Source organism: Acinetobacter sp. AOR01_HL (assembly GCF_027855455.1).
GTDB classification, from domain to species: Bacteria; Pseudomonadota; Gammaproteobacteria; order Pseudomonadales; family Moraxellaceae; genus Acinetobacter; species Acinetobacter baumannii.
Genome location: NZ_JAKTIM010000047.1, coordinates 1 through 19215 on the forward strand (window position 1 = coordinate 1; position 19215 = coordinate 19215).

General features: G+C 38.4%; 21 protein-coding genes, 1 tRNA gene, 2 pseudogenes and 1 other annotated feature. Of the genes and pseudogenes, 18 read left to right on the top strand and 6 right to left on the bottom strand.

Annotated elements, in window-relative coordinates; translation table 11 throughout:
• The 4 genes and pseudogenes from MKL62_RS14445 to MKL62_RS14460 all read left to right on the top strand — a co-directional run.
• Positions 1-515 (top strand): annotated as a pseudogene (locus MKL62_RS14445) (IS5-like element ISAba13 family transposase); the annotation flags it as partial.
• Positions 516-567: 52 nt separating this feature from the next.
• Positions 568-1329: pseudogene (locus tag MKL62_RS14450) on the top strand (ATP-binding protein); the annotation flags it as partial.
• A gap of 647 nt (positions 1330-1976) precedes the next feature.
• The gene (locus MKL62_RS14455) at positions 1977-2753 is read left to right on the top strand and encodes a hypothetical protein (RefSeq protein ID WP_000698343.1); all 777 of its coding nucleotides are present in this window, start codon (positions 1977-1979) and stop codon (positions 2751-2753) included.
• A gap of 256 nt (positions 2754-3009) precedes the next feature.
• A complete protein-coding gene (locus MKL62_RS14460) occupies positions 3010-4617 on the top strand; it encodes a hypothetical protein (protein WP_068556643.1) in 1608 nt (535 codons plus the stop codon).
• A 102-nt stretch (positions 4618-4719) separates the two neighbouring features.
• On the opposite strand, the gene MKL62_RS14465 is transcribed toward MKL62_RS14460, so the two are convergent.
• On the bottom strand, positions 4720-5202 hold the full coding sequence (locus tag MKL62_RS14465) for a hypothetical protein (RefSeq protein ID WP_004740156.1): 483 nt from the start codon (positions 5200-5202) through the stop codon (positions 4720-4722).
• Positions 5203-5433: 231 nt separating this feature from the next.
• On the opposite strand from MKL62_RS14465, the gene tatA reads away from it, so the two are divergent.
• From tatA to tatC, 3 genes are read left to right on the top strand one after another with little or no spacing between them, the layout of a single operon-like run.
• A complete protein-coding gene (tatA, locus tag MKL62_RS14470; RefSeq protein ID WP_002123495.1) occupies positions 5434-5661 on the top strand; it encodes a Sec-independent protein translocase subunit TatA in 228 nt (75 codons plus the stop codon).
• 33 nt (positions 5662-5694) lie between these two features.
• Entirely contained in the window at positions 5695-6039 is a 345-nt protein-coding gene (gene tatB, locus MKL62_RS14475; RefSeq protein ID WP_002123497.1) for a Sec-independent protein translocase protein TatB, read from the top strand.
• Positions 6040-6807, top strand: coding sequence for a twin-arginine translocase subunit TatC (gene tatC, locus MKL62_RS14480; protein WP_002123494.1), 768 nt, complete (start codon positions 6040-6042; stop codon positions 6805-6807).
• A 201-nt stretch (positions 6808-7008) separates the two neighbouring features.
• On the opposite strand, the gene MKL62_RS14485 is transcribed toward tatC, so the two are convergent.
• Complete coding sequence (locus tag MKL62_RS14485) at positions 7009-7218, bottom strand: helix-turn-helix domain-containing protein (protein WP_002123499.1); 210 nt, start codon at positions 7216-7218, stop codon at positions 7009-7011.
• A 356-nt stretch (positions 7219-7574) separates the two neighbouring features.
• Here MKL62_RS14485 and MKL62_RS14490 point away from each other — a divergent pair.
• The 5 genes from MKL62_RS14490 to MKL62_RS14510 all read left to right on the top strand — a co-directional run bounded on the left by MKL62_RS14490 (position 7575) and on the right by MKL62_RS14510 (position 10449).
• Positions 7575-8794, top strand: a protein-coding gene (locus MKL62_RS14490; RefSeq protein WP_109850681.1) for an IS3 family transposase whose coding sequence is annotated in 2 segments (ribosomal slippage) — positions 7575-7851 and positions 7851-8794 — 1221 coding nt in all. Because the reading frame shifts where the segments join, the coding sequence is not laid out codon by codon here.
• Positions 7850-7966: a sequence feature (AL1L pseudoknot), on the top strand. Its footprint overlaps the gene before it by 117 nt.
• Before the next feature lie 113 nt (positions 8795-8907).
• A tRNA-Asn gene (locus tag MKL62_RS14495) sits at positions 8908-8983 on the top strand.
• A gap of 194 nt (positions 8984-9177) precedes the next feature.
• Entirely contained in the window at positions 9178-9429 is a 252-nt protein-coding gene (locus MKL62_RS14500; RefSeq protein ID WP_004832969.1) for a hypothetical protein, read from the top strand.
• 353 nt (positions 9430-9782) lie between these two features.
• A complete protein-coding gene (locus MKL62_RS14505; protein WP_162467028.1) occupies positions 9783-9947 on the top strand; it encodes a hypothetical protein in 165 nt (54 codons plus the stop codon).
• Positions 9934-10449: a hypothetical protein gene (locus MKL62_RS14510; protein WP_002123634.1), complete on the top strand. Its 516-nt coding sequence runs from the start codon at positions 9934-9936 to the stop codon at positions 10447-10449. Before MKL62_RS14505 ends, MKL62_RS14510 begins: the two co-directional genes overlap by 14 nt.
• Positions 10450-10463: 14 nt before the next feature.
• On the opposite strand, the gene MKL62_RS14515 is transcribed toward MKL62_RS14510, so the two are convergent.
• Together MKL62_RS14515 and MKL62_RS14520 are read right to left on the bottom strand one after the other, a co-directional pair.
• Positions 10464-10685 (bottom strand): hypothetical protein, encoded by a 222-nt coding sequence (locus tag MKL62_RS14515; RefSeq protein ID WP_004832966.1) that lies wholly within the window; start codon positions 10683-10685, stop codon positions 10464-10466.
• Positions 10686-10754: 69 nt separating this feature from the next.
• Positions 10755-11084, bottom strand: coding sequence for a hypothetical protein (locus tag MKL62_RS14520; protein ID WP_002123631.1), 330 nt, complete (start codon positions 11082-11084; stop codon positions 10755-10757).
• A gap of 1350 nt (positions 11085-12434) precedes the next feature.
• On the opposite strand from MKL62_RS14520, the gene MKL62_RS14525 reads away from it, so the two are divergent.
• The 5 genes from MKL62_RS14525 (at position 12435) to MKL62_RS14545 (ending at position 16289) form a co-directional block, all read left to right on the top strand.
• Complete coding sequence (locus MKL62_RS14525; RefSeq protein WP_223235332.1) at positions 12435-12617, top strand: hypothetical protein; 183 nt, start codon at positions 12435-12437, stop codon at positions 12615-12617.
• Between the two features lie 729 nt (positions 12618-13346).
• On the top strand, positions 13347-13772 hold the full coding sequence (locus MKL62_RS14530) for a hypothetical protein (protein ID WP_000960557.1): 426 nt from the start codon (positions 13347-13349) through the stop codon (positions 13770-13772).
• Positions 13773-14212: 440 nt separating this feature from the next.
• Complete coding sequence (locus MKL62_RS14535) at positions 14213-15013, top strand: hypothetical protein (protein WP_002125709.1); 801 nt, start codon at positions 14213-14215, stop codon at positions 15011-15013.
• A 393-nt stretch (positions 15014-15406) separates the two neighbouring features.
• Positions 15407-15976, top strand: a complete 570-nt coding sequence (locus MKL62_RS14540) for a LysM peptidoglycan-binding domain-containing protein (RefSeq protein ID WP_000819254.1) — start codon at positions 15407-15409, stop codon at positions 15974-15976.
• Between the two features lie 34 nt (positions 15977-16010).
• The gene (locus MKL62_RS14545) at positions 16011-16289 is read left to right on the top strand and encodes a hypothetical protein (protein WP_000146944.1); all 279 of its coding nucleotides are present in this window, start codon (positions 16011-16013) and stop codon (positions 16287-16289) included.
• Positions 16290-16352: 63 nt separating this feature from the next.
• Here MKL62_RS14545 and MKL62_RS14550 read toward each other — a convergent pair whose 3' ends face one another.
• Positions 16353-16646, bottom strand: coding sequence for a hypothetical protein (locus tag MKL62_RS14550; RefSeq protein ID WP_000741665.1), 294 nt, complete (start codon positions 16644-16646; stop codon positions 16353-16355).
• A gap of 125 nt (positions 16647-16771) precedes the next feature.
• Positions 16772-18481 (bottom strand): DEAD/DEAH box helicase, encoded by a 1710-nt coding sequence (locus tag MKL62_RS14555; protein ID WP_000521251.1) that lies wholly within the window; start codon positions 18479-18481, stop codon positions 16772-16774.
• A gap of 78 nt (positions 18482-18559) precedes the next feature.
• Here MKL62_RS14555 and MKL62_RS14560 point away from each other — a divergent pair, with 78 nt between their 5' ends.
• Positions 18560-19198 (top strand): ParB/RepB/Spo0J family partition protein, encoded by a 639-nt coding sequence (locus MKL62_RS14560; protein WP_000110211.1) that lies wholly within the window; start codon positions 18560-18562, stop codon positions 19196-19198.
• Positions 19199-19215 lie beyond the last annotated feature (17 nt).

The following is a 19215-nucleotide window of genomic DNA, read 5'->3' on the forward strand; positions in this document are numbered from 1 at the left end:
CTGAATATCGTCGCCAATGGCGTAAATTACATATGGGTATAGATGCTAAAACCTTACAAATACGCGCTGTTCAGCTCACAACCAACAATGTGAGTGATTCACAGGTACTTGGTGATTTACTCGATCAGATTCCACAAGATGAGAGAGTTGACTCCGTCTATACCGATGGAGCTTATGATACCAAACAGTGCCGACAGGTCATTGCGGATCGGCAAGCACATGCAGTGATTCCACCAAGAAAAAATGCGAAGCCATGGAAAGATAAAAAGATGAGCTCGCTAGAACGCAATGAGTTGCTTCGAACAGTTAAACGTTTAGGAAGAACTATTTGGAAGAAATGGTCAGGCTATCATCGGCGAAGTTTGGTTGAAACCAAGATGCATTGCATCAAATTATTGGGGGATAAACTCAGTGCGAGAAATTTTCAAAGCCAAGTCAATGAGATTCATGCACGTATGGCAGTATTAAATAAATTTACGGACTTAGGCAGACCACATACCCGAGTTGTCACTTAAATTTGAGTAGATATGAGAAGTCTTAACTTTTAAATCTTTGTGCAACAAAGCCCCTTCAACACCATTTAATCCTTTAAAGCTTAGTAAACAAATTCGTGAGGAATGTGTCTGGCCACCAAAATCGGATGGTATATGGGGAGAAGATCAGCAAAGTTTTAGTTATTGTCTTGCCTTAGTATCAAGAATTCATGGAATAACAACCTCTAATACCTTTAAATTTGTTTTTCAATCCAAAGGCCTACCAACACTTGTAGAAAAAATCGATGATTTCTATGATTCAAATAAAAAAATCTTGAGAATAGACTTAAGTGATGTTGGATTTGAATTTAAAGCTAGGGAAATCGTTGCAAATGTGATTGGAAGACATCTTTTAGGTCTCGCAAGGGATCGGAAATTCTCAGATAAACCGATAGTTGTTTTTTTAGATGAAGCTCATAATTTTATCGGGAAAAGCATTGGTAACGAAGATTCGATTGCCAAATTAGATTCTTTTGAGTTAATTGCAAAGGAAGGACGAAAATTTGGTTTGAATATTTGCTTAGCAACTCAGAGACCAAGGGATATAACTGAAGGCGTATTAAGCCAATTAGGCACATTAATTGTTCATAGGCTTACTAATGATCGAGATAGAGAAATTATTGAACGTGCTTGTGGTGAAATTGATAAAGCAGCTTCAGATTTTTTACCTAGTTTACAACCAGGGGAAGCTGTACTTATTGGAAACGATTTTCCGATTCCATTAACGATTAATATTCATCAACCGTCAATAATACCAAATTCAGCAGGTGCAGACTTTCAAAATAAATGGATATGATTAATCTTTTTAGAGTGTTCAATTAAAGTGAGAATCATTGTCCAAGTTGGTATGCAGCTGTGTATATTCATCTAAGTAGGAATATGCACCTAAAATTAAGATTTAAGCGAGAATCTTAGGATCTCGCTTTTTATAAACTCAGTGGACCACATTTAATCGAAATTAGTGGACTACTCTTAATTGGAATTAGTGGACTACTATTAATGATATATACAGTGTAGGAACTTTTTCATTATTGCTAATCATATCAGCGACAACATCAGCAACGAGCTCCTCTATTCCTGAGAATGCTTTAGACTGATCCGCATCATGCTAAGACAATGATGGAAACTCAGCACATAACCTGTTTAAGATGGATTAAAAGGCGTTCAATTGAACGCCTTTATTAATGCCCTGATCATACAGGGCTTTTTATGATTATGATTGAAGAAACAAAACGAGCTTTGTATTACCAACCAATGTACTTAAGAAAGCTTAAATCAAAAAGAGGATATTTCTTATGCTTAAATCTAAAGTAATAAGTTGGCAGCCTTAATTTATCAGTTCTTCGGGTAAGTCATGCCGCCTTTGCTTTTTCCAATCAACTTAACAATTAGCTGACTAAAATAACTTAACGTTTTGCTAATTAAGAAATGAATTGATTGGATATGAAAATTTTATTGATGAATGACTCAAGTGTGACAACCGTTAGAAAAACACATGAGGCTTTAAAAGGTAGAAAACTCATTGCAAGCGGCATGTTTTCAGGTGTCTTTGAAAGCGGAAATCCCAATACCGTTCTTAAATTGACTGCCTGTCCAGCCACTTATTACATGCTTAACGACGAAGCAATTAAGATTGATGACATTCACTCACCTAAATTAATCAAAAACTATGGCCAAGTTGGTGAATACCTGGTTGGCAAGAATGTGAAAGAAACAAACCTCACAAAACCAAATAAAAAATTAGTTCCATTATTTCTGTTTGAAGTAGAGCGCCTTGAGAAGATTTCAAAAGGTCCTAATCGCAGCCTTGCCTTAAACCTTACATATGAATTGCGCCGCCGTCTTGCAGGGTTAGAGCATGGTATAAGTGTACGAGGCGCCACAGCTAAAATTCTCATCGAAATGGCAAATCAGCTTCCTCAACTGAAGGACGTTCCTACCCTCTTACCTTACTTCGAAAAACTAAATAATTTCGTAGGCAGTTACGGTGATGCGTTTTATGACATCCATGCGGCAAATCTAATGCAACGTAGTGATGGAACCATTGTCTTTTCAGATCCAGTTGGCTCAATTGATATTTACACTTCCGGGCATGGCGAATTTAAACCGATCGTTAGCCTTTCGGACGTGAAGTGGACCGACGTCAAAGACCGACACCGTAAAGAGTTCCAAGCGCTTATTAATAAAATCAAACCCAATCAGCAAGCATTGAATGCCTAATTTTGATTGCAATAATAAGTAAGCACTTATTTAGAACTTAGTTGCATCATATGGGGGCGTTATAAAAACAGAATTAAAATAAATTTTAAGTACATAAAGCATGAGTATTATCAAAATTAGAGAAAAACCAATAAATATCATTTTCGGCGATTATTTGCTCAAAAAATCAAAGTTCTTCATAATTTCTACATATTTTATAAAATTGGTATAGATATTGTATTTATCTAGGCGGTTTTAATCCAACCTAGAGGAAATGATGATGGCACAGCCACAAGTGAACCTACAAAAATCAGTTTTAAATACTCCCTTGACTCGACGCTCTATTTTGATTGGGGGAATGACCTTGCCTGCGGTATCCATGCTTACGGGCTGTGGTGGCGGCAGAGGTGGTGGTGAGGTTGAGTCGGATGTGGTGATACCGATTGCACCGTTTGACCCAGATACAACACCGCAAATTCCAGATCAAGGCGAAAAGACTGAGCCCGAACAAGGTACTGAGCCGATCATTAGTCCAGATGCGGTGAAAATGAATGTGGGGATCTATAACTTTGAATATAATTCTTTTGAGCAATTACGTGCACGTCGCAAAGTAAGTAAAGGTACAGCAGGTTCAGTTTTGGTGACCAATAAAGATGGTACTGAAACGGCTTGGGAAAGTATCGTAGATTATGTCAAGCGCTCGGTCGATCATCGTTTTGTATTGTTGTACCGAGGGATGTTGACTGCTTTTGCTGAGCGCCCACCACAAGACTATGATGTCACCTTTTTTACTGCTCCAGAATTTTATTGGAATGTGCCTTGGACTGATTTTTTGAATACGGATGAAGTCTTGGTAGTTGCAGATTTATTTTTAGAACTCGTCACACAGAAAGTCCGTAGTTTGATTGCTAAGTTTCCTGAATGTGATTATGGAAAACTGGTACTTCTCCCAGGAACTATCGCAGTGTTAAAGCCATCAGTAAATATTTTTAACAAAGATGGTAGTGATGCCAGCACCGATAAAAATCCAATATTAGAAGCAACGAACCATTTGGTATGTGTGCATAATCTGTCTTTAAATGATGAGCATCAGCGCCCTGCATATATGGTTTGGCCAAAACGCACTGTGTCTTGGATTGACTTCATTGGTGATACAAGATGTGATCGAGGGGATGAACTTGGTAATAATGCCAGTAATCCTGATCTGGAGAACTATGCACATGTTTGTACTTTAAATGGAGAGGAAAAGCTGGTGGTAAAAATCCAGCGAGTTTCGTCTGATAAAGTTCAAGCCTTTGATGATTATGGTCGTCAATTATTGGACACCACATTTAATAATGAACTAATTGAAGGCTTGCCATTTGGGATAAATATTTGTTTGGACTACGCAGTTGCCAGTACGACTACAGATAAGTATCGCATGGCACAGCTAAAAAATACCGAGTTTAAATTGGATTTTGTAATCGCTGCTGGTATTCGTCTTAATGCAAAAAACTATCAAGATGCTTCAACGGTACAGTACGCCATTCATAATGATGGTATTAAAGGTACTAATCAAAACCCAAATCAAGTCAAATATGAGTATTTTAGTAATGTTTCGCAAATTTTTTATGATAAGCGAATAGGGACACCATACCTTCTGTCATTACCTGCACTTGGAACGACCGCTGATGGCTCAAGACAATCTACAACGATGATTTCAGTTGATAACAGCACAGATTTTACTTATCCAGAACGTTATTCAGGGATGCCATCAATTACTGATGAGATTAATTCAGCCAATGTTCGGGTTTGGAGTTTGCCTGTTGATGTGACTGACACCTTGAAGACGCAAGAAACAGTCACTGCAATGAAGTCTGAAAACTGTGAAGCGGCTGTTGCATAAATTTGCTTGATTCGTTTTGGGAATTTATAAGATGCGTGGTTGAGCTCAGTTTTTGATCTCAACCACAGTGGGGTAACACCGTTTCAGTTATTGTTCTGGTGGTTATTCTAGTCGCTGTGGTGAAAGTATATTTTGTAAATTATCTAAATAGTTTTGACGAAGTGAAAGTTTGCACTGCGATCGTGTGATTGAGCTGGATTTAGTCAATTTTGATGTATTCATTAAATCATTGCACATCATTCTTTCATAATTTTCATATTTAGATTGAATGCTTTTTTTATTTATGTGAGGTTTTTTATTATCTAATATTTTATTTATTTTATTTATTTTATTATTAATATCTTCCAATTCTTTTTGCGTACAATCTACTGCAAGGTTGAATCCTTGTTTGTGGTCTGATATGCACCTTTCATATGCTTTTGAATATCCTTCTGATTGATTGTTTTTCGGAGGGTTTTGGCTGTCTATAATACTGCTTTTAGTAGTCGTGTACTTTGTGTTGTGTGATATGCCACTATCGCTTGCCTTTGCACAACTTAATGATAATAAAGCAAATAATAAGGTGGTAAGTATTGTATTGTTCATGCGTTGATCCTCGATTGTATACAGCTAAAGCTGTAGTTAAGCTCAATAAGCATCAGTTACTATATGTTTTAGATAAAGACTTGTAAAATAAAAGTGTGAATTAATTTTCCTGATAATGGTTGATTAAAATTTGACGACACAATAATTTATTTTTAATTTTTTATTTATTTTTAAGTTCTTTGGTGTAGTATTTATTTTAAGTTATTTTTTTGTTTAGGTGAGGGTTGTGAAATGGCAGGTCTATCAATTTGGCATATTTTATTGTTCTTGATTATTGTTGTTTTGCTTTTTGGTACATCGAAGCTCAAAGGGCTGGGTCGTGACCTAGGTGGTGCGGTTAAGGATTTTAAAGATTCAGTAAAAAATGAAGATCAAGATCAAAAACTACTTGCCGAAGATACTTCGGTGATTGATGTGTCTAGTCATACCGTTCGAGATGCGTCACATACGCAAAAGTAATTTTCATCATTTGGCATAAAGGTGGTTTAACCAATGTTAGATATGGGATTTAGTGAAATCTTACTGTTTGGTATTGTCGCTATTGTGGTGCTTGGTCCTGACAAGTTACCACAAGCAATGCGTACAGTAGGGCGATGGTATGGAAAAGCTCGACGCTTAATGCATAGCGTGCAGCACGATATTGAGAAGGAGCTCAATCTGCTCGAGATGAAAGAACAAGTTCAGCGTGAACTTGATCAAATCCGTGCAGTAGAACGAGATATGCAACAGCAGTTGGTTGAAATGAGAAAGAGTGCTGAAGATATTGCGAGTACAAAAGCGCAACAAGGGCAAAGTAATCCAGCTGCTCAACAACCTGCACAAAGTATAGGAGAGTAGATGATGGCTTCTTCACAAACTCAACAAAGTGATCAGCCGTTGCAGTCTATGCCATTGATGTCGCATGTGATTGAACTGCGTAAATACTTGATGCGGATATTGATTGCGGTTTTTGCCGCATTCTTTAGCATGATTCCATTTGCCAATGACTTGTATGAAGTGCTTTCAAAGCCTTTGCGTTTACAGCTTCCTGCAGATGCGACCATGATTGCCACGGATATTACCACGACATTTATGGCACCATTTAAGCTCAGCTTTTTTATCGCAGTAATCGTGGTGATGCCATACATTCTGTACCAGATTTGGCTTTTCATCACGCCAGCTTTGTATAAGCAAGAAAAACGTATTGCAGTACCATTGCTCGTATCAAGTATTGTATTATTTTATGTTGGTATCTCGTTTGCGTACTTTATAACTTTACCTGCAGTGTTGGCATTTTTCTTACATGCAGCACCCGAGGCAGTTGCACCAATGACTGATATTAATAGCTATCTGAGTTTTTGCTTGAAATTATTTTTGGTCTTTGGGGTAACTTTTGAAGTGCCTGTAGCGACATTATTATTGATTTTGGTGAACTTAGTTTCCGTGGAAACACTGACTCGAAATCGACGTTATGTGATTGTTGGCTGTTTCTTTGTTTCGATGTTTATTACGCCACCAGACGCTCTTAGTATGGTAATGTTGGCGATTCCGATGTGGCTACTTTTTGAGATTGGGTTGATGTTTGGGCGTTTTATCGAAAAGTCCAAAACGCCACAAACTGCTTAATTGTAAGTCAAAGTATGAGTGGTAGAACTAGTAAGCTAGTTGTGCCATTCATGGCTGAATTTCTATTGTTTAGGCTCTGTATAAAGTTTTGCATGATGATTTTAAAGTACAGGAAGTACTTGGCAAAACAAAAATTCTAAAACTAAGCCAATCAGAAAAATAATAGGTTCTGCGACTAAATGTGTCGTTCAAAAAACTATTTTAATCTGGTAATAAGTCTTTGGGGCTAATTTGTAAAACCTGTGCGATTTGATACAGCTTATCTACTGTCAGATTGACTTCTCCACGTTCGATACGCCCTAAATAGCTACGATCTATTTCACATTTTAAAGCTAATGATTCTTGAGTAATGCTTGATTCGGTTCTTTTCTGACGAATAATTTTCCCAATCTTTACTGCTAACGCTGTCATTTTTACTGGAAAGTATAAAAAACAGTAATATCAGTAATTGAGGACTATAAATCCACGGACTATAATCCTCTTTTATTTGCTGGGCAGTCCATTATGAAAAATTCCGTACATCTACCTTTTTACAATGAGTTTATGGACATCTTTACAAATTATGAAATTAAAAATTGGCAGGCTAAACATTTTTGGGAAAAAATGATCATTGGTAAAAAATCTAAAACTAAACAACATCGGCGACTGATGTATGTGGGATTGCGAGTTTTAGTAAGGTGCAAGTACTTAGAAGTAGATGTATCAGAATCTACATCATGAACCGTACCGGGTTTGTCGGAGACTCAGTATTCTGAGAGAATGTTCCGATGACCAAATTAAAATATACCCCTGAAATCAGAGAAAGAGCGGTTCAATTATTGATTGAATCTGAAAAAGACTATCCATCTAATTGGGCTGCGATCACAGCTATTGCGCCTAAGATTGGTTGTACTCCTGAAACACTTCGTGCTTGGCATCAAAAGCATTTAGATGAGCAAAATCCTATCAAAGTACAACAGATCTCTGATCAAGAAAAAATGAAGCAAATGGAACGTGAAATCAAAGAATTAAAGCGTGCCAATGAAATTCTGCGTAAAGCAGCCGCTTTTTTCGCCCAGGCGGAGCTCGACCGCCCACACAAATAATGGTGGATTTCATCCATAACAATAAGGCGTTATATGGTGTTGAGGCGATTTGTAGGATTTTACCGATCTCAGCTTCTACCTATTATCGAACACTAGATATTGCTGAAAACCCAGAACATCGAGCAAAGCGAGATCTACATGATTTGCATCATGCTGAACAAATTAAACGAATTTGGAAAGAAAGTTCAGGTCGATATGGTGTACGTAAAGTTTGGCAACAACTGAAACGTGAAGGTTATGTTATTGCACGCTGTACTGTTGCTCGATTAATGAAAAAGCTAGGTATACAAGGTGTTTGGCGAGGTAAGAACAAACAAACCACCCGTAGCCGAGATGACCAAAAACGAGCAGATGATTTAGTGAAACGTAATTTTACTGCTGATCATCCTGACCAACTGTGGGTCAGTGACTTTACGTATATTCAAACTCATTCAGGCTGGGTCTATACCGCCTTTATTATTGATGTGTTCTCACGAGCAATTGTTGGCTGGAAAGTATCTACACGAATGAATACAGATATAGTGCTCGATGCATTAGAGCAAGCATTGCATGATCGAGGCATGCCAAAGAATGTGATTCATCATTCCGACAGAGGTGTGCAATATCTTTCCATTCGTTATACCCATCGTTTAGAAGCAGCAAATTTACGAGCATCAGTCGGTACGACTGGTGATTCATACGATAATGCTTTGGCTGAAACGGTGAATGGCTTATACAAAACAGAGGTGATTGAATATCTAAAAGCAGATTGGCAAGGTTTAGCAGATGTACAACTTGCGACACTAAACTGGGTAGATTGGTTCAATAAAAAGCGTGTACACAGTGCACTGGGTTATGTATCGCCTTTTGAGTTTGAAGCAATGTACTATGATAAGATTAACCCGTTAGGTCAGGTGGCCTAACTTAAATAAAAAGGTCTCCGGCAAACCCGGTATGGTTCATTTTTTATCTATTTAGATTTCTATATTTCTATATAGATAAGTAGTTATAAATCCATATAATTATATAACTATATTGCGTAGTAGCTCAGTAGGTAGAGCAGCGGACTGTTAATCCGTTGGTCACTGGTTCGAGCCCATTCTAGGCAGCCATTCAACCGTGCCTGATGAGACTTTATTAGTCAAAACATTTATTAATGTCGCGCGGAGTTGCCCATGCAGGGGAATAACTGGCAACCAGTCAATCTAACCTTAAGCAAGCCGATAGTTTGTTTAGGGCGTGGATGATCAACGGATTGATATGCAGATCACATCTTGCCCTGCACCATTATTTAGTAAGACTCAAAATGACACCAAACGAAAGAACACCGATGGCTAAATTCTTTGATTTGCTGGCGTATGAGCGAAAAGGTGCTTCTGTTACTCACAAAATGGATAAAGATGAAACAAACGAATCTATTCACATCCAAGTAAGTTGCGGTTTTGCTAAATATGAAAAGAACGGTCAACATTATGTTTTTAAGTTTAATCATCAAAAACAAGAAATTGATCAAGATTGTTTTGAAGTCTTAAAAGAAAAATTCACATATAAACATTAAAAATTAATGGCTTAAAATATTTGTAGATTTCTATATATCTACATTTCTACATAGAAATTTCATTTCTAATTTAGATAGGGATAGTTTCATTTTGAAATATTCGCTATTGCAAATTATGCGTAAAAGCATAAAATAAACGATGCAAACTTAGAAATTTCTGGGTCGACCGATAGAAATTTATTATCAATATGCGTTTATGCATAAGTGAATCAATAAGGTTGCAGCCTTCTGGATTTACTAAACAACCGACTATTTAAGCGGTTTATTAAAGCTATAAAGCGAAATGGCACAAATTTATATTTGTAAGCCATCTCTTAACAACAGTCTCCTCATGGAGAAAAGTTATGAACAAGATGAGTAACCAAAACGTAAACCCTGCAATTGTTGAACTTGTTCGCATGGGTGAAGGCTTCGGTGGTACAAAAATCACTGGCAGCACACCTGAAGAAACAAGACGCAACCTTCGCAGAGCCTTTCAAGCGGCCAAGGAACGCACGAAAAGGGATGCCACAACCTGATCAACAACTCGAAAGAAAATACATCTCCCACGCAGAATTGCACGACCTATTCTTCGTAATCAGTCAACATATAGGCTTCACTATTGAAGACATTGAGGATTACGAAGAAGACATCTTTAACCTAATCGAGCTTTGGCGAGAGCAAGGTTACATCGATATATACATAGAAGATAGCGATAGACGCTACGGTAGAATCAAAAACATGGCTTCTGTACGAAATTCTGTTCCATACTATCTAAATATGTATCACGCCCGCGTTGTTAAAGGCGAGTACGATCCTTTACTTGTTATAACTTTTGAAGATACTGACCAAGTACATCCCGATGGTCACGAAATGAAAGTGGCAAGTATTCGCTTTATGGCTATTCATGATGATTTATTTGGTGAACAAGATCCAAGAGTAAAATTCAATGATGCTGCCATGAAGCAAATTCGAAAGAAAATTGATGCCTATAGAAAACAAGGCGATCAATACAATGAAGAAAAGAAAGGCTCGCAATAAGCTAGCCTTTTATTTTAAATGAACCAAGTTAACCCCACTCCCATCGCAATCATTGTTGATCCTGTAAAACCTACAACACAATACCAAGCCTGTTTAATTCGCGTGACCACCATCTCCTGCATATACAGACTACTGGTTGAGTGCGATACCGACGGGCTATGTAAATACTTACTCAGGGCAACACCGCGGTAGACAGATAACGCTACCAGCACCATTCCAACAATCATGATCAACATAAGTCACCTCATTTGTTCAATTTGATTAGTAGCGACAATTCCAAAAATACAAAAGGCATATTTATAATTTTAAGCATTTAGTAGTTTGTTGATCTGTTTAACGCCATTGCTTTGTTTCTTAATTCTGTTACCTGCAATATCAACCTTAAAAGTTAATTTCTCAAGTGCAGTTGTGAGGCTGAAATATATTTCACGTTCTTCATCGGTTAGAGTTTCAATAAAAGCCTCTTCTGGAGACATTGAGGCAAGTCTCATCTTATGCATAGATGCATTTACCAAAGCCTCAGATGCTTTCAATGAAAGTCGGCTTAATCTTGCCGCCTTATTTCTCTCGTTATGCGTCTTAACCATTAGTGCTATAACAAACAAGGCAACTAAAACAATAAATACAGTAAGCATGTATTAGAGACTCATTTAAGACATATGCCCATTATAGTAACCCCAAATAGCTTAAAAACAGGCAAAATTTGTTAAAAATCAGGCTAATCAACAACATAAGTCCACAAGCCAACAACAAACACAGAAATTCAATTATAGGCATTTGATTTTTAAGGCATTTTTCCAAATTAATACTTAGGCATTTTCCTTCAGGCAATTAAAGCTGATTTTGGTGTGAATTAATCGTTTTTATAACTCTACTCTATTTCGCTTTTTTAGAGCGTTTTAAGCAACTTTAAGCGCAAGATATAAAAGCAATCATCTTAAGTTCTAAAATGCGAAATACGCGAAACCGTGAAGAAATACGATAGCATTTATGTCGGTTTGAAAGATACATGAGAAGAATCTCTAAAAACCCAAGTGAACCGCGCCTACATTTCCGAGAATAAGTAATATAAGAATGTTCTAAGAAGATATATTTATATATTCGAAAACTCTCGGAATACCCAAGTACACCCAAGTCTCGGTAAGCGTAGAGATATAGATGCGCGGCTTAATAAAATCCTCAAACGTATAAGAAGTGATAGAGATAAAAACAAATATTGGCAAACACTTATACACCAATACTTATAGAAATATAGAAATCCATATAGATATATAGTTCGAGTAAATATACAAGCAATCTATCTATATAGAAATGTAGAAAACTATCAATATAAAAAGCCAATCAGATAGAGATAAAAAGCATGTATAACTATCTATTAATGTAGAAATCTATATAGATAGATAACAATAATACTATACGGATAGGCATAGGTAAGCGTAGATAGAGATAGATCAGTAATAAAGAAAATAGCTAATTATTTATCTATATAGATATGTAGATAGTGACACAGGTATAAGGATAGAGATAGAGGATAATACACATGTAGTAGAAAGATAAGATGGCAAAAGAAAGGCGAACGGAGTGAGCCAAAGAATTGTGTGTTTCAATCAATCGTCTACCTAGCCATTCCTTTGACCAACAGGAAATATAAAAATCAAAACTTCGGGCGACATTCTTATTTTTATAACCAAGCACACCACGGCGCACATAGGTAAGCCGAACAGCTCCACTTCCAGCTTCACCCATACCACTATTATACCTGCACCTCTCTATCTAGGGTTGAGGCAATGCACCAATCGCCACACATCGCCATATTCCAATATGCATGCCTAGGCACTTATGTAGAAATATAGAAATCTATCTACACAGCTATATAAATGGATTTTTAGTTTTCTAGCTTTGTTTCCTACTCTATCTCTATACACTGTTATGCATCTAAGTACACATAGAGTTTTACAGTCATGCCTATAAAACAAAACGAGCTAATGAGCGAGATGGTTAATGCAATCACTACACGCCTTAACGACCTCTATATTCAGTATTACAACGACTTTTTAAGCGTTGATGCATTTGCACGTTATCACGGTCTATCTATAGAGGATATGCAAAAGCTGATTGATTTGGGCAGACATGTGAATCACAACAGTCTTTGGAAAGAGGATAAGTAATCATGTTATTTATTCATCCTGAATTACGCGCTAATGATTGAAATTAGCGGTATTGGTGTTCGAAAATTTAAAGTTATTCCATTGCCAGCGTAAAGTTGGCTTTTTGACGCTGTACCACGGCATACCAAGGCATAAAATGGATAAATCAGGCATGCCTAGGGGGTTTACAATCTAGTGAGCGCTTACTATACTTCTGACAAATGGGTTTCGGGTTGAGATTTTCTCCCCGACGCGATTTGCTTGATGGGGGTCGTGGCTTATACCGTGTCAGTGGTTTGCACTGTAAAGAAAAGTTCCTTTTCTTGTGGTGGAAATTGGCTAGGTTAGGTTACGTCTCCCCAAACTCTCTCCAAGATTTATGAGGCAAAATTCTATGGGGGGGTTTGGGGGGCGTTCCTTAACGTTAGTGGTTTCCGCTGTAAGAAAAGGGCATACCAAAATATAGAATATGGAATTTGAAAAATTAAAAACATTTCCTTAGAATTCCAAATCTATCGAATTAACATAACTTACAACAACTCTGCGTCTGAAAACCTCCTTTGCCCGACTATCCTCTAGGTCGGGCTTTTTTTATGCTGGGTATAAAAATTCGCGGGCGCGCATATTGAAAATTAAATTTCCCCTCCTAAATACATGAATTAGTGAAATGCAAACTTACATTAACTAAATTTTGTTACACCTATTTCTTCTTGCTAATATTTTCTTCAACTAAATAAACAAGGAGTAATTATGCTGGTTAAGCGGAAAATGCTTAAAATTCGTCGCCTTGCAAGTAAAGGTAAATTAGCTCAATGGGGCTTTATATCAGCGAACCAAGCGCAAAAGATTGGGCTAGACAACGGTTTTGTCGTGATTCTTTCATTATTGCAGGGCAAACAGGTAGAACCGAAATTTACCCGCTATAAACTCAGTGATGATATCGGCAGCGAATATGGGATTGAAACGGATGCCGACCTTTCATCCATAGATCAAAGCATCATTGATGCCATTGGTGTAGCGGTCGGTGATATTTATGATGCTGCGGTAAATTATGATGAGAAAACCGCCTATGAAGATGAGCGGGAAGATTTCGAGCGTACCAATCTCATGTTTATAGATATTGAGACTGGTCATGCCTATGACTCAAATCTTAATGAAGCGGTAGGATGGGCATAGGCTCATCCTAATATTCCAAAACAGCCCACCAAAAAAAATCAAAACTTTGGCCGACATCCTATTTTTATAACCAAGCGCCACGCATCTATATAACCAAAGAGCGCCTAGCAGCTCCTTGGAATGCCACCTTCTTATCTTTAACAACCAAGGCAGACCTAGGACTCTAATCACTACCGGGTGCGCGCCTGAACCTCAAGAAAAACCGCCAGCAAACAACCCAATGCATGCCTAGAGAATGTCTGTATAAAGCATATAGATGAAACGCGCACGCACGCGAATAGCGGAGTTTATTTATTAGTGCAAGTTTTTTATTAATGAAAATTTCGATTGAATTTTTATTCCACTAAAAAACAAACAATCAAATAAAAACTTGCATCAAATTTTTATTTGCACTAATATTTAATCAAGCAATAAAGCTTACTAACAAAAGGTCAAAAATCATGAATGCACAAGTTAAAAACACAGAAACTCTAAACATCTTTGCAGACGTTAATTTTTCAGCTCATGAAGCACGTAATGCAATAGTTATAGATCAAGAGACGATAAAAGCGTATGCAAGACAGCAGAAAGTAACGAGCAAAGCAGTAGCAGTACAGCTTGATATAGCAAACGCGATCATAAACCGTATGAATAACAAGCTTGAGACAGAACAAAAAATATCAAGCACGTTATTCAGTGACTTAAGAGAAGCATGCTCACGCTCTATGCTTACAAAAATAGACACGCTTCAAAAAGCTAAGTTTGATTTATCAGATCTAGCAACAATCATCGCTCACACTGATAAATCACACATTGACTTTGTACAAGTGAAAGTCATTAGAAAAATCTTTCAAGCGATTACAGCTATCGCTGAAAACGACAGACGCAAGCTAGACGGTTACACAATGTCAATCTTGCTAAACTTATTACAGTACGGTTCACTTACGGTTAATGAATGTCGTTTATGCTGCACTACTGAAATACGCGCACAGTCGCATGAAAAGAAAGTAAGACAGTATTATTTATCTGCGCACAGTACAGCATCATCACAAGCGTCTAGCTCACGTATGACACTGAGAGCGCTTAATATCTGTAACGTTGTGAAGTCTGTAAAAGACAGTGAAATAACGTTCAATGAAAATTCTCAGTTTATTGAAGCAGTATTGTCATTCTTGCAAATGAAAGAGAATACACAACAAGAATTAGAGCGCGTACAGCATGACATTAAGAAAGAGTTAAGCGAAAAACAAGCAAGCGCATAATTTAGTAATCAGTGATATTAGTAAGCACTTACTAATATCACTCTAATAGAGAGTAAGAACATGATTAGCAACGAACATAAACTATTAATCGCTGTGTTAATTATGAGACAAGATAACAAGCGTAATAAGTGAACATGCAAAGATAAAGAAATATAGTAAGTGATTACTATATTTCTTTATATATTAATATCGAAGTCCTAGAAAAAATGCGAATGTGTCGGGTGCATAGCCTGTGTCAATCGCGACCATTTTCCAAACACCCTTTCACCACCAGGCCTATATAACAAATACTTTACCCTTGCGCCGCTTAAATCCATACACTTATCCTTGTCCCAGTACGCCATGTCCATTATTCTTTTCAGGACGACTTTCTAATAATATTTAAGGATCAATATGAAAAGATTTTTTTTGGCTACTTTGATTTTAGTTTGTTCAAATGCAATGGCAGAAGGGGAGGGCCTGTTCGCCGAGTACACCGTGAAACCGAGCGAATCATTAAATGATATAGCCAAGCGTAACGGGACCACGTGGGCAAAGCTGGCAGAAGACAATGATCTCCCTGATCCACCAACTGTTTATGTTGGGCAAAAGCTGGCAATCATGAAAAAGATGAATAAGGACGAATATCTGGCTGCGATTGCAAAGACCCGACCAACGTGCTCAAGCAAAGAAGAATGTGACAAGAAAATGGAAGCTGCTCATTTGTGGGTGAGTAAATACGCTGATTACAAGATCAGAAGTTCAAATAACGTATTAATCGAAACATACGCTCCGCGCGAGTTCACTGGCGAGATCATCGTAAAGGTTTCTAAGGAGCCTTATGGGAAGGGAACCTATGCGATCGTGGCCAACATGTCATGCAATAATCCGAATATGACCAAGCCTTATGACCCGATGGCCAGTTGCAAGAGAAACGTTTATAAGGAAATTATTAAGTTCAACGATTTCGTTAGTTCTTATTAGCTTTAAGCTATTTGACCAAGTAAAGAGGGAAAAGATGGCTTCAAAGGATGATTTAAATTATGTTGCTTACCACATTATCGAAATTCTGGAAGAACAGGGTTTAGATAATTCTTATATTAACGAAAAAATAGATCGTCTTTACGAATTCGGCGAAAATAAAGCCGCTACATTGCTTTGGGCTTCAAACCAGCTCGATAGTAGAAATTTTAGATTACTTTTGGGCAAACTTAATTTAACTCCCGATCAAGTAAAGATATTTTGTCGCGTATTGAACAAGCTGAAAAAATATTTGGGCTACAATTTATTGAGCTAAGCTTTTTAATTACCTATGATATTCCGAATAAATTAATGCCCCATATATCACTTGAGGCATTTCTTACTGCACTTGGCCAGATTTAATTAACTCTAGCGCTTTTTTCTTCAATTCCTTCCTACGCTCTTTTTCAGCAATCTTTTCTTCGCGAATGGCTTCAATATGCACACCGAAAAGCTGATCAGACAGATTGCCACTTTCAAGCAAACGTGCAAAAGCGTCAACAATCTCGCCTTGAGTGAGTTTATGCTGTTTTGCCATATTTTCTAAGGTCTGGATTGTCTCTGGACGCAAAGTGATGGATGTTCGAACTAAACCTTTTTCTTTATAAAATTTGGAAGAGTTAGTAGCTGCCATTATTTGCTCCAATTAAAATTTGATGAAAATTAAAACTTGCATATTATAGTTATTATTGCATTGATCACGCTGAAATACCACAAAATAAAACGGGCTTGCCCAAAACATTGAACAAGCCCAGAACACTATGCAGCTTTTTTGAAACCGAGCTTTTCAAACTCGAAATTCGCAACGATATTCTCGCCAAAGCCGGGTGTTTCTCTGATGATCTGTAAACGCTGTCTAGCGTGAGATTTGAGCGTTGAATTGTGCTGGTCTGTGAAATCAACAATAAACGCAACGTTTGGACCGAATTTCTTAGCACGTAACCCGCGCCCAATACGCTGGCGTAAGGCAACTTCCGCTTTCCCACCACCGGCAAGAATAATCAACCCGACAGCAGGGACATCCACACCCACATCAAGAATTGTTGTTCCAATCAGTACATCAATATCCTTATTGGCAAGTTCGGTGAGCGCAGATTTACGTTCTCCCTGATCATCTTCACCGCGAATATATCTCGCTCTGATACCTATATCGTCAAACAGCTTCAATAGGGTGTCGCCATGCGAGGTATGCTGGACGAGAACCATCGCCGTCATGCCATATTCACGGGCTTTGAGAATTTCCATACAGATGGCATTGTTCCGCTCTTCGTTTTGCACGATTCCCAAGCGATAGGCAGCTTGCCAAGGGGTAATAGAGTGTAATTTGGCTGGCTTTTTCTTCAATTCGACGATTTTGAAGTAAGGCTTAGCAAGGATTCCGCGATCAATCAGCATTTTTTCCGTAACCTTGATGGCAATCGGTCCGGAACAAGCCATCAAACGCATATTTGACTCTTGGCTTTCACGCATGAACGGCGTTCCGGTCAATGCCAAGCGGTAATAGGCGTTTTTACAGTGGCGCATGATCTCGTAATACGAATTTCCACCTGCCTCATGTGCTTCTTCGAGAATTACGAACTCAAAAAGCTCCAAAAGCTTGATGGTTTGCTGTCTAACGAGTGATTTTTCCTTGAATTTTGCTTCTGCCTTGGCTTGCATCGCAGGTGCCTTGTCCTGAAGCTCCTTTTCATGTTGCAGTGCAAGGTTATGAAGCACTTTTTTGATTTCGGACTCGACTTTACCGACCTTAATTAGCTGTTTTTTAGTGTCCGAAATCTCTTTTTCGTGTTTTTTGACTACGTTGTCATAAAGGATCTGAAATTCCTTCTCTAAAGTCGTCTCTTCCAGCTTGGCGGCGAGGGTTTGAACCATTCCGACCGTCATTTTCTTGATGGAGAGCTGACCTTTTTCATTCACCTGTCCAAAACTGCCATCACCAATGACCGAACATGCAACGCCATTTGCTTCGAATGCATCTTTCATCTGATACATCAGAATCGAACGGGTTGTTAAAAACAAGGTAGGGCGGTTAATTCGGGCCTGACACAACATGGCAATGCGTGATTTACCGCCACCAGTAGCGACTTGAGCGATAATCTGGCCATGACGTACAAGACGATCCATAACTTCCGGCTGGTAATCGTAACGAGGGTCATATCCGTAACTATCTACCACTGGTCGGGCAGGTCCAAGTGGAGCGGGGAGGGGTTTTCGTGCGAGTTTTACTTCAAAACCTGCCTTCTTGAGTCGATCCGTAACATGGACTACAAATCCTGCTGGAAAAGAGCACTTGGCAAAGTCAAAAAATGACGATCTGCCATCCCAACGGTGCTGTCTAAACGCTAGAGTTTCTTCGGCGCCATCCACCAAATAACTAAGCGCCGACTGTACTTCAAGTTTCGCCTCAACAGGAGGCTTGTGTAGGATGGCATTTACGGCGTCATAAGCGATTGTTACAACTTTTCCCATTTCAATACCTTTTGCATTTGCTTAATATTTGGCTTAAATTATAAGTAAGCACTTACTAATATTTCAAAGTAGTTTCCTATGTCAGTTGAATATTTAGAAATCGACCCAGGAGAGCTTTGGCCTAATCCTTGGAATTCAAACGTCGTATCACCTGAAAACGAGCGAAAAATCGAAGAAGGTATTAAACGTCACGGTATGTTTAAGCCAATTATCGTTCGTACCCTTCTTGATGGCCGCTTACAGATCATTGGCGGTCAGCACCGAGCAATGATTGCTAAACGTCTTGGTCTACTCACTGTGCCGGTAATGAACCTTGGGCGCATTGACGAAGCCAGAGCAAAAGAGATCGGTCTAATCGACAACGGTCGTTATGGCGAAGATGACATCGTTAAGCTCAACGAAATTCTTCATGATCTTGGCGGTATCGATGAATTGATCGATGTAATGCCTTGGTCAAGTGAAGAAATCGACATCTTCTCTAGCACTAATATAGCGCTGGACGCTCTAAGCGATCTCGATTCGCCATCAGAGGAAGTTGAATTACCCAAGACAACCAAAGTTCAAACTCACCAAATCATGCGTTTCAAGGTTCCGATCGAGGACGTAGACGCAATTACCAAACTCATCGAGAAGACCATTAAGGCACAGGGCTTTACCGAATCCGACAGCTTGACGAATGCAGGGGATGCCTTGGTTTATCTCTTGGGAAGCAAGTAATGAAACCATATGAAGGA